Origin of the sequence: Streptomyces sp. HB132, from assembly GCF_016909575.1 — a bacterium.
Classification (GTDB): Bacteria; Actinomycetota; Actinomycetes; order Streptomycetales; family Streptomycetaceae; genus Streptomyces.
Window position 1 is genome coordinate 394,086 of the sequence record NZ_JAFBGA010000007.1, and the last position, 17,853, is coordinate 411,938.

The window sequence follows — 17,853 nt, forward strand, 5'->3', positions numbered from 1 at the left end:
CCGGGCTTCCACGACACCTGCGCCCGGATCAGCTCGGTGCGCAGGCCCGGCCGTTCAGCTTGAACGATCCCGGATCCGGTGCCGGGCCCGCAGTCGAGGTATTGAAGCCGAAGTCGACCGCTGCCCCCGGTGCCAGGGTCCGGTTCCATGACAGCGGCCTGGCGCTGACCGTGCGGCCGTGCTGTGCGAACTCCGCGCTCCAGGTGTGGCTCAGTCGCTGGTCGCCGGACAGCATCCAGGTCAGCGCCCACGGCGAGACCGGCTCCGAGCCGGTGTTCTCGACACGGACCGTTACCGTCGAGCCGCTGTTCCACGGGTGTGAGGAGTAGGCCACCTTGCACGTGCGGGCCGGGCCCGGCTGCCCGCCCTCGCCCGCGTCGTCCAGGTAGGAGGCGATGAAGGCCAGCGGCGCGTTCCAGTTGATGGTGATCTCGTTGGTGGCCCAGGAGCCGATGTCGTCGATGTAGCACATGGCCGGAGCGCATCCGCTCAGTTTCTCCGCCGCGACCGGATCTCCGGAGGCGATCGCGGTGAGGTTGGGCCCGCCCGCCACCGCACCGGGCGCGGGGTTCGGCAGAGCGGAATCGTTCTGATGCGCCCAGAAGCGGTGGTGCTGGTTGTGGGAGTCGCGCTCGCCGTAGCCGGTGACATACGACTGGTTGAGGGGATTGCGGCCCAGGAGATAGTCGGCGCCGCTCAGCACCGCGTCCTGGTAAGCGGCTTCGCCTGTCAGGTCGTGCGCCGTTGCCAGCACGATCATGTTGTTCAGGACCTGACTGTTGGATCCCCAGACGTAGTCCTCGCCGGAGGGGGCGTACGGGAGCCCGTACGCCTGCGTGCGGGACTGCGCGGCGTAGCGGTCGGCGGCCGTGGTGACGACGGAGCGCACCTCACCGAGCTGCGCCGCTGTCAGACCGTTCGGCACGGTGGCCAGGGTCAGCACACCCAGCCCGCCGGTGGAGCCCCACGAGATGCCGCCGCCCGCCGGGAAGACCGCGTCCGTGTCACCGTGCAGGGCGGAGGAGAGCACCGCCTGGCGGTAGGTGTCCTTGCCCGTCGTGGTGAACAGTTCGGCGGCCGCCCAGTAGAACTCGTCCGAGACGTCGTTGTCGCTGTACGTGCCGCCGCCGGTGCCGTCGTTCGGATCGGCGAGCACGTCCGGGTGCTGCTTCGCCGCGGCCCAAGCGGTCTCGGCGGCCCGCAGGCAGCGGTCGGAGAAGTCCTCGTCGAAGGGGGCGTACAGCCGGGCGCACTGGGCGGCCGAGGCGGCGAGGTTCAGCGTGGCTGCCGTCGACGGGGGATGCAACTCGCGTTGCTGGGGGTCGAGATGGGGCTTCATCGGCAGCCCGGTCCATTCGGCGTCGTGCATCTTGTGGTGCGCCATCCCCGCCAGCGTCTCGCCGGCCGGGACCTGCATCCTGATCAGGAAGTCCATCTCCCAGCGCGCTTCGTCCAGGATGTCCGGCACCCCGTTGTCGCGTTCGGGCACCCGCAGCTCATCGTCACCGAGCTCTGCCGCCTCGGCGTCAGGAGCGGTCAGGGTGCGCTCGTACGTGGACATCAGCTGGGCCACCGAGATACCGCCGTTGACGACGTACTTGCCGTGGTCGCCCGCGTCGTACCAGCCGCCCGACACATCCAGCCGGTAGTCACAGACCCCAGGCTGGCAGGGGACGTCCCTGTCGCCCTTGTTGGGTGCCACACCGATGTGGCCGGCCGGGCGCGCGTACTGCTCACCGACGAGGTCCGCCTCGATCGGGGTGCCGCTGCGGTTGTGGTAGAAGTACGCCAGCGCGTCGGAGCGCAGCCCGTCGTACAGGTCCCCGCGGATCGAGAACGGTTCGCTCACCTCGCCGTCGACCTCCACGGTGTAGCGGTCGCCCGCCGTGGTGAGGCCACCGAATTCGAAGGTGTGGACCCGCTGACGTGAGCTGGGGTCCTCGCCCTGCGGAACGGTCGCCCCGGTGGCGGCCGTCGAGCCGTCGGCGGCCTTCACCGTCCACGTCAGCGGCGCGTCGGCATCGGTCACCACGGTGCCGCCCTTGGGGCCGTGGGGCAGATACCCGACCTGGTTGACACGGACGGGCGATCCGGTGTCCGGTACGTACACGGGGGGTTCGGCCCCGCCCCGCAGCGACACGTCGTCCAGGCAGAAGACCGTGGCACGCTCACCGCCGCCGATCTGCAACTGCACCGACGCGGCAGGCAGGTCCACCGAGGCCGTGAACGTACGTGTCACCTGCGTGACCTCCGTACCCACCGGGTCCGCGGTGGCGAGCACCGTCGTGTACGGGTCGACCGCCTCCTGGACCCGTGTCTGGACGGTCAGTGGCACGGCCGAACTGGCCGTGTAGGACAGCTGGTAGCTCTCGCCCGCGACGATCGGGACGTCGTTCTGGCCGATGATGACGTCCCAGGCGTTGGACGTACCGGCGGGCACCTCGGCGCACAGCCGGCCGTCCGACACGGCCGACGGCGCGTTGTCCGTCCACCACCACGGTGCGGTGCCGGCGGCGAAGTCACCGTTGGAGATCTGCTCCGGGCCGGGTTCGGCTTCCAGTGCACCGGCCGTGCCGTGCATCGCCAGCGCCGCCACGAGCAGTAACGCGGCAGCGGAAATCCGGGACACGCGTCGCCCGTGCCAGGGGCGAACGCGCACGGGCCGTGCGGAGGGTGGTGAGGAATGCACCGGGAAGGCCTTTCGTCGACAGATGCGGGGCGTGGGGAGCGGGGGTCGCGGAGCAGTGGGGCATCCTGAAGTGGGAGCGCTCCCATTCGCATTGTGGAGGTGGATCGTGTATTCCGCCAGGGGCATGACAGAGACGGCGGGTCCCGGGCCGAGAGGCCCTGGACCCGCCGCACACGGAGGCGCCTAGACGTACGGGATCTTCACGACCGCCGCGTCCGTGCCGGTCTGCACCTGGGAGGTGCCGTTGCCCAGCGCGTTCCAGATCTCCAGGCGGACCGTGCCGCCCTTGAGATCGCCCAGGCTTCCGGTCACCGCCGCGGCGCCCACGGCCTGGGAGTACTCCTCCCACCCGGTGACCGGGTCGGTCGCGAAGTAGCGGAAGGTCTCGGACCGGTCGACCGTTCCGTCGCCGGTGAGGTCGTAACTGATCCTCACCTGAGGGGCGAGACCCACCTTGGTACCCGCGTCGACCCGAAGACGGAAGGCGGTCGACGCGCCCGCCGCGAGTGTCCCGTCGACCTTCTTGATCTCGTAGACCGTCGGCTTGTACGGCGTACCGTCCCGGTTGACGCCGTCGGCCGAGGCCAGTGTGTCGGCTCCGGCCGCGCCGTCCGTGGCGGTGGTGAGGGTGCCGCCGGACTTCAGCCGGAAGGTGTTGCCCGTGGACGGACCCGGTTCCTCCGGGTCCGGATCGCCGCCACCTGTACCCGTCCCGGTGGCCGTCGAGCGGGCGGGAACGGAGAGCGTCGCGCCGTCGGAGAAGGTGACGGTGCGGGCGGTGGATCCGTGGTTGTGGGCGCTGTACGTCCGCACGCCGTTCTTGGTGAAGACGGCGGAGGTCGGGATGTTCCCGCTGACCGTCATGTCGGGGGCGCCCAGGCTGTTCAGCGTGGTGATCCAGTGATACGTGTGCGCCTTGGACTCGCCCTGCTCCGGGGTGTAACCCGCGTTGCCCGCGTCCCACTTGGCGTTCGCCGCCGCAGGATCGGCCAGCGACTCGAACTGCCACAGGAGGTCCCGCCACTCGACGGCCGGACCGCCGTTCTCCCGCTCCATCTCGGCGATGTTCCGCTTGATGGCGGCCTTCTCGCGGGCCAGGTGCAACGAACCCCCCGTGACCGGAAGGACGTTGATGCCGTGGATCTCCTCAGGGTTCGCGGTCCACCAGGTGGAGTACGCGCCGCCGCTGCCCCACACCATGCCGACCGTGTCGTGCCCGAAGGAGCTCGGGAAGACCTGCTGGTCGGCGTCGAACCAGTACTGCGTGATCGCCTCCGACTCGGTGGTCAGCAGGTAGCTGCCGAGGTCGCGCAGCCCGGTGTCACCCGTAGCCGCGCCCCACAGGACGAGGCCCGCACTGAGGTTGATGGACTCCGAGGAGGACTCCTGATTGTTGCCCGCCGCGAAACCCTGGTGGCCGGAGGCCCAGCTGTGGCCCGCGTACACGTCGAAGCCGCGCAGGAACGGGTACGCGGTGTCCGTGCGGCTGGGGTTGGCGGTGTCCCGCACCAGGGTCTTGACCATGGCGCCCCAGGCGGAGTCCGCAGCCCACGCCTGGTCGTACTGGGCGACGATCGCCGCCGCGTACACGTAGTAGCTGTAGTGGAAGTGGTGGTCGTTCAGCTCCGTGTCACTGCCGTACGAGGCCGGGTAGCCGGTCAGCGTCTTCCAGTCCTTGTCGTAGCTGAACTCAGCTGCGCCGCCAGCCGTGAACCACTCCTGGAGGCGGCCCTTCATCAGGCCGAGCAGCTTGTCCCGGATCCCCGGCTGGCCGATCTGGTCGGCCACGGGCACCAGTTGGGCGAGACGGCCGAGCGCCTTGCCGGTCCAGTACGTGTCACTCGCCCCGGAGAACGGATCGGAGGCGTTCGCCACCTCGTTCAGGTAGCCGGTCAGCCGCGCCTTGTCGACCCCGCTGGACGCGGGCAGGGCGGGCAGCACGCCCTGGTTCTTCTGGCTGGTGGTGAAGGAGGCGGACTCCCGGACCTTCATGGTCCCGCGCGGGGAGACGTACGTGTACGGCGTGAGCGCGTCGGAGGTGTGCAGCCACTGGTGGCGGTACAGCGCCTGGAGCGTGCCGCGTTCGGTGCCCTCCTTGGCCTCCGTGGTCAGGCTGTAGGTCGCCTTGACCGTGCCGCCGGTGGACTCCCAGGCCACCTTGGATCCGGTGACGAAACTGAACGCGTACTTCCGGTAGGTCGCGAGCGCGTCCGTGGACGGCAGCACGGCGAGCGAGAAGTAGTCCTTGCCGCCGAGCCCGGCGGTGATCGCCGTGCCGGAGACGTTCCAGTCGCTCCCGGTCGGGGCGAACAGGGCGTAGTGGTGGCCCGCGACCGTGATGCCGAGGACGTTGCCGTTGTCCGCGAAGACGGTGGGGGTGCCGGCCGTGGTGATCCGGGCGTCACCGCCGGAGCCCTTCGCGTACACGAACGGCATGCCGTGCCCGATGGTCGTGCGCAGGGTGCGGGTGCCGTCCGCCCAGTAGGGGGTGACCGTCCAGTCGGACCAGTCGTCGGCCTTCGTGTCCGGGGAGTTCAGCCCGCTGAGGCCCACGGTGAGGTCGGCCTTGTGGGCGTATTCGTACTGGCGGCCCTCCCCGACGACCGCGGGGGTGGTCGGGTAGCCGACCTCCAGTCCGCCGGAGGTCGCCTGGTAGGTCAGCGGGTGCCCGTACATGGGGGTGGAGTACGGATTGTCGCCGTAGCGCTGGTAGGCGAGGGAGGACCACCAGTCATTGGTGGGGACCGGCTTGTTCTTCGCCGACGCCGTGACCTTGGGGGTGACGGGGGCGCCGGTGTTGGTGGTGGGACCTGAGGTTCCGGCGGGGCGGCTGTCTGTGTAGCTGCCGGAGCCTGCTGGGATGGTGGCGGCTGCCGCCGGGGGCGCGGCAGGTCCTAGACCTACGGCGGCCAGGGCGACGGCCAGGATCGTCGCCGCTGCGGGTCTGGAGAGGGAGGCTTGCACGGGCAGCACCTCGTCACGTGGGGGCAGAGAGCGCCTGAGAGCGCTCTCACGTGCCACGGAACGTAAAACCTGTGAAAGGTAAGTGTCAATAGAGTTGACACACTGGGGAGTTGGGTGTCACGCAACGTCGCCATGTGTTCGGGACTTGACCGGGGGAGGGTGCCCGGCATGCGCTCCGGGCACAGGTTGTGAGGGCGCGGGGCGGGTGCGGACCGGAGAGCCTGGCGTCGTGGGGGAGCGGCGGCCGATACTGATGCCGGATCGTCCTCGGCCTTCGGGTGTCTCGTGGCGGTTCTGGGGTCAGGCCCGTTCCTTCCGTGACCAGTTCGGTGGCCTGCCGTGAACCAGTGGTGGAGAGCGCCGGGGGCGAGGGCTCGAGCGTGACTCCGTCGACTATGCGGCGCGCCGGAGTCGACCCGATCGGGTCATGAACGCTCGGGGCGCGACTCTGCGGGGCGTCCGGTCGAGGTCTGTGCCGCCAGGAGCGGTGTCCGACCGCCGCTCGCTGCGGGAGGCATCTGCGCGGGGTGAACGCGACCTCGTGCTCGGCCACTTTCCCACCCTGTGCCGGTACCGGGGTTTCCAGGTGGTGGTGTCGAGAGTCCGTTGCGCCCCACCACAGCGATGGCGGCCTCGAGGTCACCCGGAGGCCAGCTGCTCCGCTATCTCCTTGACCCATTCGGCGCTTCTCGCCGGGTCGTTGAGGGTCTCGGCCCACGCCCCCGGCTCCAGCTTGTGCTTGGCGGGGCCGGCTTTGAGAGCGATGAGCAGGGCCCTGGCGGACTCTCTCATCTCGGCCGTCGTGTTGCCGCTCCCGGAGATGTCGGGACCCGCCGCCAAGGCGTAGATCTCGCGCGCCATGGCCTGACGTTCGCCCTTCGACACCTTCCTCCAGAACTTGAGGGCATGCTTCAGCGACTCCTTGCGGGACGCGGCCTCCGCCGGGGTCTCGCCCTCCGGCGCCCAGCGCTCGGGATGGTGGACCTCTTCGTAGCGCTTCGTGGCGGCCCTGAGCGCCTTGTACATGGTGACGCCGAGGACGAGGCCGGCCCCGGCCCCGGCGAGGCCCCATCCGACCGGGTTGCTCGCCAGCCCCACTGTTCCCGCCGCGACCGCCGTCACGACTCCGGCCGCCGCCTTGGTGGACTCGCCCCCGCCGCCGACCGTCTCCTTGCCCATCTTGGCGAGCTGTTTCTTCTTCGCGTACCCCTGCACCGTGCTCAGCATTTCCACATCCCTTTCGGCGCGCTGGAGGCTCTCGGCGGCGTCACGGGCTTCACCCATCGCCTCCCAGGCGGCGTCGACGGCCTCGGAGACGAGCTCCAGCCGCCCCTGACCCTCATGGTTCCAATAGGCGTCCAGCGCGACGTAAGCCTCCGCTGCGGCCCAGTCGGCGTGCTCCCGCGACTCGTTCAGCCGGGCCAGCGACCCCGCGTGGACGACGTGAGGGTCTCCCAGATTCTTGACCCGCTTGTACTTGCGGGCCGCTCCCCCGACGCGGAAGACGGACCGCATGCCCTTGATCGCGCCGATGGAGGCGCCTGCGATACCGCTCGCCTCGGACGCCACCGCGGCGTCCGCCGCCTTCTGGATCTTGGTCACCTCCTTGGCGATGGCGGCGCTGTAACTCGCCGAACCGGCGGCGCCGACGACCGTGTCGGTCCCCTTGGTCCTGGCCTTCTTCTTCGCCGTGTGGTGGCCGGCCCCGGTCTCGTACTTCCTGGCGTCCTTCATGTTCTTGTACGCGTCCATGCCACTGACCACGGTGCCGGCGGCCTCCGTCAGGAGGTTCCCCGACGCGGCGGAGGTGCCCGACGCGGCGGCGGAGTGCTTGAGGCCCTCGTTGGCCGCGACGGCGGCCTGCTGGGTGAAGGCCGCGTTCGTGGGGGTCTGGAATCCCTTGACGAAGGTGTCGATGGGCTCGAGATTCTTCTTGAACCTGTCGAGGAGCCCGGCGATCCGGTCGCGGTAGTTCTTCTTCCTCGCGCCGGCGGACGCGTCGTTGTTCTCCGCCGTCTTCCCTCTCGCGGTGTCCCGGGTCCGCTGCACCGCCGCGGCCATGGCCCGGTTGCCGACACGTGACTGCAACTCGAGGAACGCGTGCTCCGTGGAGCGCGCGGACGTGCTCTTGATCCGGCTCCCTTCCCGATGCTGCCGGGCCGACGTCAGGACTGCCGCGGACTGCCGTCCAGAGGTGCGGTGGATCGGGGTGCTCATGGATGTGCCTCTCCAGTACCGGGCCGGGCGAGGCGAGGGTAGCCAGGCTTGACCAACGGAAGGGGTGCAGCGGGGAAACTCCTCACGGATGCTGTGGGACGCGACGTGGTGGATGCGAAGGAGCGTCGCGACACCTGATCGTGGGGGTCGACGAGGAAAGGCATCCCGGCGCAGTGCACCGAGGCCTTCGACGTGGAGAGCCCGGCGCACCGATCTGCCCGGCAGGGCGAACATGCTCCTTCGACCGGTCGAGGATGCACGGGACAGGCGTACGCTCCCGCGCGCCGTCCTCCTCACATATGGCGCGGCTTGCCGCCTGGTGGAAGCATGGAAGTGGTGCTGGGCGCCACTTCAAGCCTTCGCGAGGAGGGGTGGTCATGGCCAAGCGTCTGGTCGTCTGCTGTGACGGCACATGGAACTTCGCCGATCAGCCGAGCAAGACGAACGTGGCCAAAGTCGCTCTGTCCGTGCGCCAGGGGGCCACCGCACAGAAGGAACAGCGGGTCTACTACCACAGCGGCGTCGGCAGTCGGCGATGGGAGCGGCTGCAGGGCGGGGCCTTCGGTATGGGGCTCTCACGCAATGTCGCTGATGCCTACAGGTTCCTCGTGGAGACCTACGAACCGGGCGACCAACTGTTCCTCTTCGGCTTCAGCCGGGGCGCGTTCACCGCCCGGAGCCTGGCGGGGCTGGTGCGCAACAGTGGCATCCTGCGGCGGGAACACGCCGACCTGATGCAGGAGGCGTGGTCGCTCTACCGGGATCGAATCGAGCAACCGAACGGCGCGGCATCCACGTTGTTCCGACGTTCGTACGCGCGCGAGACGGGGATTCGCTTCATCGGGGTGTGGGACACCGTCGGGGCGCTGGGCATACCGCTACCGGATGCCGCTCTGCTCCATCCGCTGGTGAACCGGTTCAATCACCGCTGGGAGTTCCACGACACCCAGCTGAGCGGTTGGATCAAGGGGGCTTTCCACGCGCTGGCCATCGACGAGAAGCGCTCGGCGTTCCAACCGACGCTGTGGCACCAGCGCCCCGACGCCGCACGGCAGGGGCAGGAGCTGAAGCAGGTCTGGTTCGCCGGTGTGCATTGCGATGTCGGGGGCGGCTACAAGGAGGCGGGACTGTCCGACATCACGCTGCTGTGGATGGTGGACCAGGCCAGGCGCTACGGGCTGGAGATCGACGACGACGCGCTCAGCGCGGCCGGGCCGAAAGTGATGAGGCCGGAGAAGAGCATCGACTTCCGGGTCGCTCCGGATGGAATGATCCGGATGCACGAGTCCCGCAAGGGCATGTACCGGTTGGCCAAGGTCCGTCACCGGCCCGTGGGCAGCGCGGTGAACGACACGCACGAGCCCGACGGGAACGAGTACCTGGCGATCCCGGCCAAGGAGCGCTACGACCGCGACACCGACTACCGTCCGCCAGAGCTCGGACGGTATCTCACCACCCGGGAGCGAATCCGGCTGGAGCCGGTCCTGCTGCTGGACCTCGCAGGCCTGCCGCCGGTGACGACTGCCGCGACCGCACCGGGGGCCCGCCGCACCAGCTGAGGGGGTGACCGCAGCCCCTGGTGACGGGTCGAAGCATCACCCGATACTCAGTCGTTGTCCGAGGAGGAATGGTGGGGGTGCACATCGTGCCCCGCGCACACCTTGTTCCGAAGCAAGGCGCCCCGCCTTCAGTCGAGCTGCCGTACGGGCGCTGCGAGTCGGCCCAGGTGTTCGCCGTACCCGCCCTGAGCACGGGCCGCAAGACGCGCGGAGGTGAGCACCGGGAAGCGTCTGGTTCGCAGGACGCGATGACCGCCCGCCTCCAACGCACCTACGAGCGCATGGTCCTCACCCGTGGCCACCGTGGGGTAGCCCCCGCAGCGCAGGTACGCATCGGCTCGCACACCCAGGTTCGCGCCGTGCACATGTGAGTGAAGATCAGGCCGGCCCGGGTGATGACCGGCCTCCTCGTACTCCCGAACATGACGATGGATCACTTCGCTGAGCGCGGGGTGCCATCCCTGAGGGCGGACGGTACCCACCACCGCGTCCCAGCCCTCCTCTACGCATGCACGCTGGTGAGCGAGCCAGCCGGACGGTACCTCACTGTCGGCGTCGGTCGAGGCGATCCATACATTGCGCGGGTCCAGGTTGAGAGTACGCAAGGCGATCCTCGTGCCCTCGGCTCTGGCCCGCCCGGGGCTACGTGCGTCGAGCGGGGCGATCAAAGCGCCTGCCTGACGTGCCACCGATTCGGTCGCGTCGGTACATGCGTCCGCTGCGACCACCACCAGGAGTCGGGTGCGCGCGAGGGCGGGGTGACGGCCGGCGCGGGACACGGCGGCCAGAGCGGCGCCCAACAGCGCCTGCTCGTTGTGCGCCGGTATGACCACGGCCATGGCCAGGATCCCTTTCACACGAGTCCCTCGAAGGCGGCGGGCGAGGCCGGTGCCGCCTCACCCGGCAGGACTTTGCTGAAGGTCTGCAGGACGAAGTCATCCTCCTGATGATCGGTCCGAAGCATCAGCCCGGGTTCAAGGGCGAGCCGGTCGGCCACCTGCGCGCCGGTGTGCAAGTGCTCCGGCACGGGATGGTTCCAGTGAACGGTGACCAGAGTCCCGCCCGGCTCGAGCGAGCCGACGGCCCGTGACAACAAGGCGTCCAGTCGCGTCGAATCGAAGTAGTAGAGCAGTTCGGAGAGTACGACGAGGTCGAATCGCCCCTCGGGCCACTCCTCGGGAACGGCCAGCCGGGCCACCTCCACCTGCCCGAGGTCCGCCGTGCGCCGCCGGGTGGTCTCCACCGCCGAGGCCACCCGGTCGGCGGCGAGCAACCGCTCGCACCGCGCAGCCAGGAGCCGCGTCAACTGCCCTACCGAACATCCGGGTTCGAAGGCGGAACGGAAGAAAGGTCTGGGCAGCGAGGCCAGAGTGAGCGCGTACTTGCGCTGCTCGTACCAGCGCTCCTGGAGGTGCCAGGGGTCGTCCTGACCCCGGTACATGCCCTCGAAATATCCGGCGGGGGTGCTCACAGGAACACCACCTCGCGGGGACGCAGATGATGGGCGAGCTCCTCGGGCGGCAGGACTGCGGCATCCTCCGCTTCCGGCCCCAGAGGCCCGATCTGCGAGACGAAGGCATCGACCGCCTGCCGCTTCCGGGCCTGGACACCGGTGGACAGAGAGAGTCGTGCCGCCCGGCCCCAGGGCACGCGGGGATCATCGGGACGCGCCCAGTGCCACATCCAGACGGGGTATTCGGCGAAAGGCGCGTCAGCCTCGCGAGCCGCTGCCCGCGCCGCGCGGCCGGCCGCCTCGTGGTCGCTGTGCACATCGCCCGCCCACGGAGCCGCGACAAGGGCCGCTCCCGAGCACAGCGGGACCAGGGCCCGTCGCACATCATCCTCGTGACGGTCGACACCCGAGTCCGGGATCCGCAGCCGTACGACCTCGGCGTTCCGGGCGCCGAGCCGGTCGAGGGCGGTGCGGGTCTCCTCGGCGCGGACCCGGACCAGTTCGTCGGCGCGCACGGTCTTACTGTGCGGGTGGGAACCCTCCCCGTCGGTCACGGACACCACGGTGAGCCGGTGCCCGGCGTCGGCGAGCCGAGCCATAGTGCCGCCGAGACCCAGAACCTCGTCGTCGGGATGGGCCGCCACCACGACCACCCGGCTGCCCCGGGAAGGCAACGGGAACTCGGGCAGGTCTTCCCAGCCCGTCCAGGCCTCCCAGACGCTCTCGTCGGTACCGGGGGCCTGAATGGCGTCGGAACACGGCGGCGGACCGTCGGCGTGTGTGGTCACTTCTCCTCCCGGCCGCTGACCAGGGCACCGAGTTCCGCGAGGTTGCGCTCGGCATGGTGTTGACGGATGTAGACGGTCAGGTCGGCGACGTCGCGCGCATGGCGCCGGTCGTGGCACAACGGCCCCGCTCCAGTCGCACGGCCCACATGCCCGAGCGTGCGATCGCAGACCGCCTCGATGAAGCCCCTTACGCGCAGGCTGCGCAGCCTTGCCTCACCCTTGACGTCCAGGGGGTCGGCGTCGATCTCGGCCGCCGCTGCCTCCAGGAGCAGGTCGGCTGCCCGCAGGTCGATGTCCACCGCGCCGAGGTGGGCGTCCGTGTGAGGGCCGCTCCCGCGACGGGCCGCCGCGCCCAGGACGCGGGCGACGGCACGCGCCCCACCCAGCCAGCAGGCAGCCACTCCGATGCCACCGTGCTGGAATCCGGGCCGGTTCAGGTACTCCTCGACGCCTCCGACCGGTTCCGCTGCCGCGGAGTGGAAGCGGACGTCCGGTGTGTCGGAGCCCGCCATGCCCAGTGCCTGCCAGCTGCCCCTCACCGGCTCGAAGGCCCCTTCTGTCAGCGGCACGGCGAAGAGCCGCCGGCCGTCCTCGGCACGTGCGGTGATCAGCGCGTGGGTGCAGCTGTGTGCTCCCGAGCAGTACTGCTTTAGCCCACTGACGTCCCACCGCCCGTCGTCGCGGCGGACGGCGGAAAGTGCTTCTCCAGGGGGCTCGGCCGCCCACACCCCCCAGCGCTGCCCTGTAGCGACGTTGGGACCGGCCAGTTCGGCGAGGATGGCCGTCGCGTCGACGTGGCCCTCCACCAGCCGGGCGAGACACAGATCGTCCTCAGCGACGGCCCGCAAAGTGGCGAAGCGGTCGGCGGTCGCGCCGCTGCCCGGCAGCGGAAAGCTCAGCTCGCCGGTTTCGATGGCGGAGATCGCCGAGGTGAAGCGAGTCGCGGTTTCCTCCCGCAGGGCGCGGGCGTCGAAATCAGCTGCTTCACCGGATCCAGGCTGAGGATCGGGTACGACGGGGCGTCGTACGGCGTCCAATGTCATTCGCGTGTCCTCCGTTCGTCCGGCCGGCCGTGTCTCCGCCCGGCCTGGCTCCTGTGCCCGGTGACGGGCGATTCACGCCGAGCCCTCCGGGACGGTGCCCTCCCGGACCGGAGGCACCGTCCCGTACTCGTGTCACCGGGAGCACGGCCGGGGCGCCGGACACCACGCCGATCATGACTCCACGATCGCCCCTCGGTGCGGCGACGGCATGCGGAGACGCCCGGAAGGAGCCCGCCACGACCGCCGACGCCGCGCAGGCCGCGCGCACCGGGCCCGATGGCGGGGGCACGCGCCAGGCGAACCGTGTACTGCTGACGACGACTGAGCCGGCCCGCGCCACCGCCGCGAGCCCCGGCCGACGGGGCGGCCCGGCACATGGGCTGGGGAGGGTGCGGCGGGAAGCCAGTTCTTTCTGCCCAGTGCCGCGCGAGCGACCGAGCAGCAGTCTGTCCGACGCACGAGCCGACGCTTTCTTGTCCAGCCATCGGGCGACGACGCGGACACAACCCAGCCTGGTGATCTGATCAGGCGCTGTTCTTATCCGGGTTCTCCTGCGGCGTCGCGGTTCGGCGTCAGCGTGCCCCCTGCCTCAACCTTCTTCCCGTCGTGGTGCTCACCACGGTCGCCGACGCGTCACCGGCCCTCGACCTCGCGGAGAATGTCGGAACCAGCAGTCCCAGGAGACCCTTGCCGGGGCGTGTCCCGGTGTTCACGGTCGACGTGAAGCAGGCGCCTCGCCGAGAGGGCTGAGTGTGCCCCATCAGCCCGGGGTGCGGGTCGGTCAGCGCCCGAGTGCCTCGGCCAGTTCCCGCTTGTTCATCGTGGAGCGGCCGTCGATACCGCGCTTGCGGGCCTCGGCGTACAACTGGTCCTTCGTCGGCCCCTGGGCACCCTTGTGTGACCGCTCACCACCTCGCTGGTAGGCGGACTTCTTGTCCCGTGTCGACGTCTCGCTCGCCGTGGCGGACTCACCCGAGCGGGCACGCTCCTTGTTCACCGTACGGGCCGCGATCTCCTTGGCCCGGCCTTCGGAGGTGCCGCGCTTCTCGGCACTGTCCTTGATGTGTTCGTACTGACGCTCACGCTTGGCGTCGGAACCTCGCGGCATCGCGCTCTCCTTCCGTACGTGCGCTGCCGGTGTACGGCCTCGCCTGTTCCTCGATCGTCCTTCGGGTACCCGAGGCTGTGGTCCCTCACCCGGAACAAGGGGTGCGTCCGACCACACGACGCCTACCTGCCTTGGGGTACCCGTCATGGGAACCCGCTTCCACCGAGCAGTGATCCGGGTCAGGGGACGAGCAGGGTCTTGATCATGCCGTCGGCCTTCTTCTGGAACGTCTCGTACGCCTGGGGGCCCTCTTCGAGCGGCAGGTGGTGAGTGGCGAAGGTGTCGACGCCCAGCGGGTCGTCGTCGACGAGCAGCGGCAGCAGGTCGTCGACCCAGTGCCTCACGTTGGCCTGGCCCATGCGCAACTGGATCTGCTTGTCGAACAGTGTGAGCATCGGCATGGGGTCGGCGGACCCGCCGTACACGCCGGAGATGGAGATGGTGCCGCCCCTGCGCACCGCGTCGATCGCCGCGTGAAGAGCGGACAGACGGTCGATGCCGGCGTTCTCCATCAGGCGCTGCCCGATGGCATCGGGCAGGAAGCCGACAGCCGTGTGTGCCGCCTTCGCGATCGGCGAGCCATGGGCCTCCATGCCGACGGCGTCGATCACAGCATCCGTACCGCGCCCCTGGGTGAGGTCCCTGACGGCGTCGCCGATGTTCTTTCCGTACCGTCGCACGTCCAGACATGTCGCGCCGTACGAGCTCACCCGGTCGAGGCGCTCGGGAACGAGATCCACGCCTACGACCAGGCCCGCGCCGCGGTGGAGCGCGATCCGTGCCGCCATCGCCCCGATCGGCCCGAGGCCGAGCACGGTGACACTGCCGCCCGGCGGAATGGCCGCGTACTCCACTGCCTGCCATGCCGTCGGCAATACGTCGGACAGGTAGACGAACCGGTCGTCCGACGGGCCGTGCGGGACCTTGATCGGCAGATCGTTGCCGAAGGGCACGCGCATGTACTCGGCCTGGCCGCCGGGCACCTGCCCGTAGAGCTTCGTGTACCCGAACAGAGACGCACCCGTGCCGTGCTCCCGCACCTGGGTGGTCTCGCACTGGGAGTACAGCCCGCTCTCGCACATGTAGCAGTGGCTGCAGGAGACGTTGAAGGGGATGACGACCCGGTCTCCGGGTGCGAGGGAGGTGACCTCCGGACCGACCTCTTCGACCACGCCCATCGGTTCGTGCCCGAGGATGTCACCGGGGTCGAGGTAGGGGCCGAGTACTTCGTACAGGTGCAGATCGGAGCCGCAGATCCCAGTGGAGGTGATCTTCACGATGATGTCCGTGGGATCCTGAATTTTCGGGTCCGGGACAGTCTCGACCTTCACATCCCGCTTCCCCTGGTAGGTCAACGCACGCATGATGGCGATCCTCTCGACGACGGGATTTCCCTGTTTCACTGGACGCCCGGACGCTCGCTCAACGAATGCCTGAATGCTTGCGGCTCCGAAGTCGAACGCTGAAGACGTTCTCTCAGGTGCGGCGCTCTTGTCGTACGCGTCGCCCCTTGCGGTCGCGGTGGGTGAGCCGGTTCTGAAGGTGGGCCAGCGCACCGAGGTGCTGCCCGCGCAGGGCCGCCCTCGCGGCGTTGGCTCCGGGCGCGCCGTGAACTCCTCCTCCGGGGTGCGCCGAGGCGGAAGCGAGATAGAGGCCCGGAACAGGGGTCTCCGGGCGGCCGGTACCGGGGGAGGGGCGGAAGACCAGTTGCTGGTGCATGGCCGTGGTGCCGCCGTTGATCGCGCCCCCGTAGAGGTTGGCGTCCATGCTCTCCAGTGTGGGCGGTGCGAGAATTCGCCGCGCCCTGATGAGGCTGCGAAATCCGCGTGCATAGCGTTCGACCTGGACCTCGAGGCGGTCAGCCATGAGCTCCTGCTCCCGGGTGTCCCATGCGCCGGACAGCCCGTCGCCCCCGGCGTCCCCCCGGACACGGTGCGGAACATGGGTGTATGCCCAGGCGGACTCCGTGCCCTGGGGCGAGCGGCTGGGATCGGTGGTGGTCATCTGGCCGAAGAGGGCGAAGGGCTGGTCGGGGACACGGCCCATGGCGATCTGCGCGGCGAACCGAGTGAGGCCGTCCACCCCTTCTGCCAGATGAACGGTTCCGGCCTGCGCGGCCTCCCCGCAGTCCCAGGGCACCGGGCCGCTCAGCGCCCAGTCGACCTTGAACGTGGCGAAGTCCCACTGGAAGCGCTGCAGGTCGCCCAGCAGCCGTCCAGGTAGGTGCCGTTCGGCTACCAGAGAGCCGAAGAGATTCGGCGCGGACACGTCAGCCAGGACCGCCCTGCGGGCGGGCACCTCGTCGCCGCTCTCGGTGCGGACGCCCACGGCCCGCCCGCCGCGGACCACGACCTTGGTGACCGGTTCGCCGCAGCGGAGGGTGCCCCCGCGGCGTTCCAGGCGGCGGACGAGAGCGCCGGTCAGTGCCCCGGATCCTCCGGCGGGTACGGGGAAGCCGTAGGTCTGGCCGAGCATGGACATGAGCCAGCCGAAACCACCGCTGCCCGCCGACTCCGGGGAGAGGTCCGCGTGCAGGGCGTTGCCCGCCAGCAGGAGTCTGCCGCCCTCGCCTCGAAACTCCTCCTCACCCAGCCGCCGCACCGGCAGCACCATCGTCCTGGCCAACCGGAGCCCGCCGGCCGCGCGTAGCCGCAGCGCCAGCCGGGCCCCGGCGCGGAGCGGAGGAAAGGGGGTGAACAAAGCGTCGATGATGTCGGGGCGCAACGCCTCCCATACCTCCCGCAGCTCCATCCACGCGGCCCCGTCGCCGGGCGCGAACGCCTCCAGGCTCGCGGCGGTCTCGTCCAGGTCACGGCTGAGAACCGCGCAGCGGCCGTCCCGCAAGGGATGGGCCAGCACCTTCGGTGCGTGGCTCCAGGCCAGGCCCTCCCGCTCGAGATCCAGGCCCGCCAGAACCGGCGACGCGGCGGCGAGGGGGTAGAAGGAGCTGAAGAGGTCACTGACGAAGTCCGGGTCGACACCGCGGTCGTGACGGACCGCTCCTCCAGGATCCTGCTGAGCCTCCAGGACCTCCACGCTCCAGCCCGCGTCGGCCAGGAGGTTCGCGGCGACCAGCCCGTTGGGGCCCGCCCCGATCACTACAGCGTCCGGCATGACTCGCTCCTGGCTCGGTGGGAGGCTCCGCACCCGGTAAGCGACCGCTTCCGGTCTCGGTGCCGGTTCAGGTCCCGCGCGGCCGCAGACGCCCAGGGCCGGCGCCGACCGAGCCCTCGACGTCCTCACACAGTCGGGCGAGGCGTCCGAGCATCGCGCGGTGCCGTACCTGTTGCGCCATGTCCAGGAGGCCGTTGTGCAGGGCACCTCCCGGACCGCGCAGCGGGTGCTCGTCGAAGATGAGCAGTGTGTGCTGCCCCCAGGGCCGCAGTTCCATCGCGATCCTTGCGGTTCCCAGTGGTCCGCTGTCCGCTTCCAGTTCGAGGACGGCCGTCGGTTCGCTGCGGCGCACGACGGTCCGGTTGTGCAGGGTCAGCGGCCCGAGCTTGATCTCGTAGCGGAGGGCCGCCCCCACATCGGGCCACTGTCCCTCGTCGAGCTCGGCCCTCGAAGTACCGACGACCCAGTCCCCATAGCGCTCGGCGTCGGACAGGACCCCCCAGACGTCCTCGGGCGGTTTCCTGATGAGGCGGTGCCGTACGGCCATGCGTTCCTCCGCCGTTCGAAGTGCCGTTTTCCTTGCTGCGCCTTCCCACGCTAGGCCCCCGTACTCACTCCCGCGCGGGGACGGACAGCCAGTCGGTGCCCGCAAGCGACTGCGCGGCGGCACCGCGTTGTGGAGGCTTGCACAGCACAGCCGGCCACGGCGGACGAGGTCATGGGGGCGCTGCTCCCTGCCGAGGGGTGGGCCGGTTCAGGGACGAACAAGGTTTTGATCACGCCGTCGGCGTGGTTCGCGGCTGCGTCAGCGGACTCATTTCCACAGCCGGCCTGCGATGAGAAGTTCACATGGTCTCGCCCTCCCTCTGGAAGAGACGGCGGGGCCGTGATGACTCTTCGGTATGAACTCACCGCCAC

Annotated in this window: 12 protein-coding genes; 1 reads left to right on the plus strand and 11 read right to left on the minus strand. The window is 69.7% G+C overall.

The genetic code is table 11. From position 1 onward, the window contains the following. Window positions 1-28: 28 nt before the first annotated feature. The 3 genes from JOC24_RS18835 to JOC24_RS18845 all read right to left on the minus strand — a co-directional run bounded on the left by JOC24_RS18835 (window position 29) and on the right by JOC24_RS18845 (window position 7,870). Complete coding sequence (locus JOC24_RS18835; protein ID WP_205021531.1) at window positions 29-2,620, minus strand: glycoside hydrolase family 9 protein; 2,592 nt, start codon at window positions 2,618-2,620, stop codon at window positions 29-31. Between the two features lie 252 nt (window positions 2,621-2,872). Then, on the minus strand, window positions 2,873-5,653 hold the full coding sequence (locus tag JOC24_RS18840; RefSeq protein ID WP_205021484.1) for a glycosyl hydrolase: 2,781 nt from the start codon (window positions 5,651-5,653) through the stop codon (window positions 2,873-2,875). 639 nt (window positions 5,654-6,292) lie between these two features. Further along, window positions 6,293-7,870 (minus strand): hypothetical protein, encoded by a 1,578-nt coding sequence (locus JOC24_RS18845; RefSeq protein WP_205021485.1) that lies wholly within the window; start codon window positions 7,868-7,870, stop codon window positions 6,293-6,295. 377 nt (window positions 7,871-8,247) lie between these two features. On the opposite strand from JOC24_RS18845, the gene JOC24_RS18850 reads away from it, so the two are divergent. Further along, entirely contained in the window at window positions 8,248-9,429 is a 1,182-nt protein-coding gene (locus JOC24_RS18850; RefSeq protein ID WP_205021486.1) for a DUF2235 domain-containing protein, read from the plus strand. Window positions 9,430-9,557: 128 nt separating this feature from the next. On the opposite strand, the gene JOC24_RS18855 is transcribed toward JOC24_RS18850, so the two are convergent. The 8 genes from JOC24_RS18855 to JOC24_RS18890 all read right to left on the minus strand — a co-directional run bounded on the left by JOC24_RS18855 (window position 9,558) and on the right by JOC24_RS18890 (window position 17,482). Beyond that, window positions 9,558-10,268: a glycosyltransferase family 2 protein gene (locus JOC24_RS18855; protein ID WP_239580614.1), complete on the minus strand. Its 711-nt coding sequence runs from the start codon at window positions 10,266-10,268 to the stop codon at window positions 9,558-9,560. 14 nt (window positions 10,269-10,282) lie between these two features. Then, window positions 10,283-10,900: an SAM-dependent methyltransferase gene (locus JOC24_RS18860; RefSeq protein WP_205021488.1), complete on the minus strand. Its 618-nt coding sequence runs from the start codon at window positions 10,898-10,900 to the stop codon at window positions 10,283-10,285. Further along, window positions 10,897-11,670 carry a PIG-L deacetylase family protein gene (locus JOC24_RS18865; RefSeq protein WP_205021489.1) on the minus strand — a complete coding sequence of 258 codons (774 nt, stop codon included), beginning with the start codon at window positions 11,668-11,670 and terminating at the stop codon, window positions 10,897-10,899. The genes JOC24_RS18860 and JOC24_RS18865 overlap by 4 nt, the downstream gene beginning before the upstream one ends. Further along, entirely contained in the window at window positions 11,667-12,713 is a 1,047-nt protein-coding gene (locus tag JOC24_RS18870; RefSeq protein ID WP_205021490.1) for an acyl-CoA dehydrogenase family protein, read from the minus strand. Before JOC24_RS18870 ends, JOC24_RS18865 begins: the two co-directional genes overlap by 4 nt. A 781-nt stretch (window positions 12,714-13,494) precedes the next feature. Then, the gene (locus JOC24_RS18875) at window positions 13,495-13,821 is read right to left on the minus strand and encodes a plasmid stabilization protein (protein WP_205021491.1); all 327 of its coding nucleotides are present in this window, start codon (window positions 13,819-13,821) and stop codon (window positions 13,495-13,497) included. Window positions 13,822-14,000: 179 nt separating this feature from the next. After that, window positions 14,001-15,185: an alcohol dehydrogenase catalytic domain-containing protein gene (locus tag JOC24_RS18880; protein WP_205021492.1), complete on the minus strand. Its 1,185-nt coding sequence runs from the start codon at window positions 15,183-15,185 to the stop codon at window positions 14,001-14,003. A 112-nt stretch (window positions 15,186-15,297) separates the two neighbouring features. Further along, the gene (locus JOC24_RS18885) at window positions 15,298-16,935 is read right to left on the minus strand and encodes a phytoene desaturase family protein (RefSeq protein WP_205021493.1); all 1,638 of its coding nucleotides are present in this window, start codon (window positions 16,933-16,935) and stop codon (window positions 15,298-15,300) included. Window positions 16,936-17,002: 67 nt separating this feature from the next. Beyond that, window positions 17,003-17,482: an SRPBCC family protein gene (locus JOC24_RS18890; RefSeq protein ID WP_205021494.1), complete on the minus strand. Its 480-nt coding sequence runs from the start codon at window positions 17,480-17,482 to the stop codon at window positions 17,003-17,005. Window positions 17,483-17,853: the final 371 nt, after the last annotated feature.

What these genes read in the sequence shown, in the direction of transcription:
- JOC24_RS18845 (WP_205021485.1), bottom strand. Translation starts at nt 7,870, where the DNA reads ATGAGCACCCCGATCCACCGCACCTCTGGACGGCAGTCCGCGGCAGTC.
- JOC24_RS18850 (WP_205021486.1), top strand. Translation starts at nt 8,248, where the DNA reads ATGGCCAAGCGTCTGGTCGTCTGCTGTGACGGCACATGGAACTTCGCC.
- JOC24_RS18855 (WP_239580614.1), bottom strand. Translation starts at nt 10,268, where the DNA reads ATGGCCGTGGTCATACCGGCGCACAACGAGCAGGCGCTGTTGGGCGCC.
- JOC24_RS18870 (WP_205021490.1), bottom strand. Translation starts at nt 12,713, where the DNA reads ATGACATTGGACGCCGTACGACGCCCCGTCGTACCCGATCCTCAGCCT.
- JOC24_RS18875 (WP_205021491.1), bottom strand. Translation starts at nt 13,821, where the DNA reads ATGCCGCGAGGTTCCGACGCCAAGCGTGAGCGTCAGTACGAACACATC.
- JOC24_RS18880 (WP_205021492.1), bottom strand. Translation starts at nt 15,185, where the DNA reads ATGCGTGCGTTGACCTACCAGGGGAAGCGGGATGTGAAGGTCGAGACT.
- JOC24_RS18885 (WP_205021493.1), bottom strand. Translation starts at nt 16,935, where the DNA reads ATGCCGGACGCTGTAGTGATCGGGGCGGGCCCCAACGGGCTGGTCGCC.
- JOC24_RS18890 (WP_205021494.1), bottom strand. Translation starts at nt 17,482, where the DNA reads ATGGCCGTACGGCACCGCCTCATCAGGAAACCGCCCGAGGACGTCTGG.